This window comes from Candidatus Nitrosocosmicus agrestis, from assembly GCF_008389435.1.
Lineage (GTDB): Archaea > Thermoproteota > Nitrososphaeria > Nitrososphaerales > Nitrososphaeraceae > Nitrosocosmicus > Nitrosocosmicus agrestis.
This window is the reverse complement of the sequence record NZ_VUYS01000038.1, coordinates 1-5,122: the sequence shown is the minus strand read 5'-3', so window position 1 is coordinate 5,122 and position 5,122 is coordinate 1. Positions and strand designations below refer to the sequence as shown.

Annotated in this window: 5 protein-coding genes; 2 read left to right on the top strand and 3 right to left on the bottom strand. The window is 32.6% G+C overall.

Translation table 11 applies throughout. The features are described 5' to 3' along the window. Positions 1-356 precede the first annotated feature (356 nt). Positions 357-1,694 (bottom strand): phosphomethylpyrimidine synthase ThiC, encoded by a 1,338-nt coding sequence (thiC, locus tag F1Z66_RS15065; RefSeq protein ID WP_149864453.1) that lies wholly within the window; start codon positions 1,692-1,694, stop codon positions 357-359. Positions 1,695-2,002: 308 nt separating this feature from the next. Beyond that, complete coding sequence (locus F1Z66_RS15060) at positions 2,003-2,605, bottom strand: 3-keto-disaccharide hydrolase (RefSeq protein WP_195907556.1); 603 nt, start codon at positions 2,603-2,605, stop codon at positions 2,003-2,005. Positions 2,606-3,296: 691 nt separating this feature from the next. On the opposite strand from F1Z66_RS15060, the gene F1Z66_RS15055 reads away from it, so the two are divergent. Beyond that, positions 3,297-3,494 carry a hypothetical protein gene (locus F1Z66_RS15055; protein WP_149864451.1) on the top strand — a complete coding sequence of 66 codons (198 nt, stop codon included), beginning with the start codon at positions 3,297-3,299 and terminating at the stop codon, positions 3,492-3,494. A gap of 111 nt (positions 3,495-3,605) precedes the next feature. Next, positions 3,606-3,773 (top strand): hypothetical protein, encoded by a 168-nt coding sequence (locus F1Z66_RS15725; protein WP_154670579.1) that lies wholly within the window; start codon positions 3,606-3,608, stop codon positions 3,771-3,773. Between the two features lie 248 nt (positions 3,774-4,021). Here F1Z66_RS15725 and F1Z66_RS15050 read toward each other — a convergent pair whose 3' ends face one another. Further along, positions 4,022-4,366, bottom strand: coding sequence for a hypothetical protein (locus tag F1Z66_RS15050; RefSeq protein WP_149864450.1), 345 nt, complete (start codon positions 4,364-4,366; stop codon positions 4,022-4,024). Positions 4,367-5,122: the final 756 nt, after the last annotated feature.

Below are 5,122 nucleotides of genomic sequence, written 5' to 3'. Positions count from 1 at the left end.
GGTTTATCCTAGTCAAAGCTAACAGTGCCCATGATATAGAACAACTATGCATTGAATCTGAAATATCATCGTTTAATACTGTAAAGATTGTACCTTTAACAGACTATCAGGATGTATTAAACAGGATTAATAATCAAAACTAATAACTGGATTATTATTCATATTATTTCTTTGTTGTTTCCCTGAACTTATGTTACTATGGCGGACACTAAATCGATTTATAGATGGAAAAATGAGGTATGAATAATAGAAACCATCTTCCTACGCTTAATCCGTGATGCCTATTTATAGAAACGATGACCTATGCGTTGAGGAATAATCAAAAAAATCATTTAATTGTTTGATGATTTGATTCATTACAAATTTGTATTTTGTGAATCCTCTTCTAGTTTGCTATATTTCCTTTGTTGTGGTAACATCAAATATACACAGGCCCCACCGCACATAGTGCATGGAACGTTGTTGCCAGGATGTTGGCCCGTATTACGATAGTGAATATCTTTAGCCTTCTCAGGGTCTATAGACAGAGACAATTGCTTTTCCCAATTCAATGTTCTTCTTGCTTCAGTCATCTCACTGTCCCATTTTATTGCTCTTTCTTTAATCTTTACCAAATCTCCTGCATGTGCAGCTATTCTATAAGCAATCAATCCTTCTTTTACTTCATCCTCATTGGGAAGTCCCAAATGCTCTGCAGGCGTTAAATAACACAATAAATCAACACCTTCCGAGGCTGATATGGCCGCACCAATCGCACTTGCAATGTGGTCATATCCAGAGGCTATATCTGTAACTAACGGTCCAAGCACATAGTAAGGTATGTCTCCAATCAAAGATTTAGATAATCTTACGTTCGTTGCTACTTCGTTTAATGGAACATGTCCCGGGCCTTCAACCATCACTTGAATATCATTCTCAAACGCAACTTTGGCCAATCTGGATACATTTATCATTTCTGAAACCTGTAATTCATCATGGGAATCGAGTATAGAACCAGGTCTTAATGCATCGCCAAGACTAAACGTTACATCATACTTCTTAGCCATTTCACAAAGATAATCAAAATGTTCATAGTATGGATTTTCTTTATTGTATTTTAACATCCATGCAGCAGTTATGGTTCCACCTTTCGATACGATGCCACCATGTCTTTTAACATTCATAATCCTTTTTGCTAATTCGAGTGTTATTCCAGAATGAATTGTTGTATAATCAACTCCATCTTTTGCATGTTTCTCAAAAGCGTTGAGAAAATCATCTTCTGTTATATTGAGAGGATTTTTGTATTTCTCAACACCATATCCATATGCCTGATATATAGGTACAGAACCAAAAGTAACAGTAGACGCAGCATCAAGGAGTCTTTTTCTTATATTATCAAGGTCACCACCATCAGAAAGATCCATCATTGTATCTGCACCATATTTCACTGCAACCTTTGCCTTTGAAATTTCCTCTTCAATATTTTGATATAATGTGGAAGTACCAATATTTACATTAACCTTTGTTTTTAGACCCTTTCCTATACCTCTTGGTTTGATATGCTGTTTTCTCGCTGTATTTTTTGGAATTATGATAGAACCGTTTGCAATGTGTTTTACAATAAAATTAACATCTACTTTCTCATCCTTTGCTACCTGTTTCATTTCTTCGGTTGCAATTCCTCTCTTTGCCGAATTGAGTTGGGTAACCATTTTCTATATTGAGTTTGATTACTATAAATGATTTAAGTTATTTTTCTATCTCAAAACTTCCTGTAATCTGTTCTAAGGGTGCTGTAATCTGTTCTAAGGGTGCTGTAATCTGTGACCCATAGCCACTTCTAATTTTTCTGAATAGTCCTAATACAATATTTTATTTTATAAATCCCTGCGATTTTTCACATAATTTCCATCGAACTTGCATATTATACGGAACTCAATTTCCTCTACCTCCTTTTTGCGGGACAACAGCGAGCTAAAAATTGGTTTGAAAAGTAGATATTTTCCGCATTTATAACGAATTATATTTCTTTTATAAAGATATTTTTAAAATAAACCGTAGATCTGTCATCATGATTTTGCAATCCTATATATCCTTTCTTGCTTCGATTTCCCTGAAAACCGGCTATCACTTTTTCATCATTTATGATAACCGAATACGTTTGACCTTTTACAGAAACATAAAGATTATTCCAGTATCCTTCAGGTTTTGATGCAACTTTAGAAGGGCCCATAAAACCATAGATGGCACCAGTCTTGTGAACTAATTCTTTATTGGGCAAGGCCAGATCGTCAATCTGTATCTCATATCCACTATAGACTGCATTCCAGGGATCCCCTTGAGGATCTGAGAATCTTACAAATATTCCATAGTTATCTTCTATGTGAGAAACCTTCCATTCCAGCCTTAAAATAAAGTCTTTGAATTTTTTCTTATAATACCACAGTAACCACATTCCTCCTTGTGTCATGAGCAAGGAGTGTTGTTTTTGGTCATCTATGTCTTCGAATATTATTACAAAGCTGCCATTTCCAATCATTTTCCAACCATCCAAGTTACCATTAAATAGTTTGACAAAACCTGTATTCGTTTTCTTCCTACCACCTAATTTTTTATTCTCCATGATTGTATGTGTGATGTAATCTGATTTGACATTGCTGAAAAGGTTATGATATGCCAGTTTTTCCATTGTAAGAATCTAATTGACCTTTGCATTTAACAGATAAATTCAAGTAAAAAGATTGGTGTCCATAATTATCAGATATTTGTATATGTTGTAAAACATTGAATTCATATAAATCTATAAAGTAAACATATCAAATATCATCAATCCATAATATCTACCTTTTATATCTATATAAGCTAGAGTGTAAATGTCTAAAATAGATTTTTCAGAATTGCTCATATTAAAAAAGGTGTATTTTATTAAATGGTAATAATGTATTATAGATTTATTTCATATATTTACATACTCTGTTAAAATTCAAACAACGAGATGTCTTTTCCCGTCCTATGTGGATATTCTCATAGTTTCCACCGAACTCACATAGTATTTGGGTCTATATACTTGTTGATAATTACTATATTCGTCACAGAACTATGAATGTCGTCTATATTCGCAATAAGAATGAATGTAATATTATAATAAAATTAGATACGCTATAAAAAGTATTGAATTATGGGCCATCCCAAAGAATAACAGGTTTATGTCAAAACAGCGAGTAACAAATAACCAATATAGGACTCATAGTTACCTATTTACTATCGTATTCGTATTTTTATTTTCAATATCATATGGACAAGTTTATGCTCTATTGGAAAAAAATTTAACTGTTTTAGAACCTGGTTTTCTATTTATTCAATCCGCACAATCTGGTTCGCTTTTTCAAATTAATGACACTACGTATTCTGTTAAATTAAATAATATGGCAGATAAGACAATATCATTTTCAGATAGGTCGTATAGGATAGTAGAAACAATCGATACTTCAGAGTTTATCGGTAACTGGTAAATTACCTGGGATAGTTTTGCATCCGACCAGCCTAATGTTACATTTGTCTTTGTAGATAATAGCGGTGCTGCTACACGCCAAGACATAGATAAAGAAATAGCATTATTAGAATTGTCCAATCCATTATATTATAAAGACACTAATACTTTAACATATGATACTCAAACTGACAATGCAACTTCTATTGATCTGCCAGAGGAGTTTGCACAGACTGTATTGATCAACGTAGAGTATATAGTGGTAATTGATAAGATCCACATAACTCTTGATGCCTTTTAGTAATTAATCATACATCAAATTGCAAAAAAAGTGAAGGCTAACCTATATTATAAATGAAATATTCTGTTCTTTATTTGGATTTGGGTTATTAATTTGTGTCAACTTTGTTTCATATACCAACGAGCCCATATAATATACGAAATTTAATCTCACAGAAGCCATCGTAATTAATCCCGAACTGGAAAAAGAGAATTTTCAGCAGTTTATTAGAATATTATTAACCGTATTTTAGAATTATAATGGGCTTTCTAAATATCGGTTTCCTTATTTTCGTCCCTCTTATTGCTGGAAGATGAGGATTTGCCTACGTCATATCGTTCTTCATGTTGGTTATCTTTAGTTACATAATAGCTGTTAGAATTTTTCTTTTTTATTCGGCCAATATACTTCGAAATAAGTTGAACTTCTTCTTTGAATCCGGTATATTTCCAATAGTATTTGTTGACAAGAGTTGAGATGACAAACCAGATAATGCTGTTTACTATAATAGCAAACAAAAATCCAAAGTAGTATGCCATTATTGTCCCAGTTATTGTGCCTCCTACAAGATAAGGCATCTGACGTTTTAATACTGATTTTAGTAACTTGTCCATAATGACTTCTGTCCAATGTTTTATGTTCAATATACTATATAGCCAAATAGAGTAAGGCAAATTTTACACGGAGAAAAACACCACTACAATTATGACCGAAACAAGACATTGAAATTGTCGTATCTTATTCTATCGTGTTCAGTGAAATTCTATACATAAAAAGAATGGGTTTGGATGAGGATAGCTATCGTTTGCAATTTTCTTGCCTTTCTAATGATATTAGAAAATGTTACTACATGCCAGATGACAAGGCATATTATAAAAGATATTGCAAAAATTATAGGCTAGAAAAAAGATAGATAACTTGAGATTCCTAAAATTTCATTTACATTATCTTATTTATCCCATGAAGATTATTTTATTATTCCTTACTTAGTCTATGGAATGTCTTGTACTAAGATAAATTATAAAATATAGTCTGATTCAACACATTTAGATACATGTCCGCAACTAGGACAGCTTTCTAGATTTGAAAAATTCTTTTGAAAAGTATGAACACCCCTTCGGTAGATATTTGAAATATGGTTAAAATCACATTGCTGACATTTTATTCTTAGAGTCATATAGTAAAGTAATACTGCATACTACTTTAGTCTTTCCTCAAGACGTAACAAGAGTTGTATATGGTATTTGTTAATTCAAGAACTGCGTGTTCATAAGAATGGTTCTAGTTTCAGATAGCCTCTTTCTCAAAGTCATGATATTGATATTGGCTGCTGCAGCAATCTTTGATTGGGAGATCCTTTGCTTGTGTTT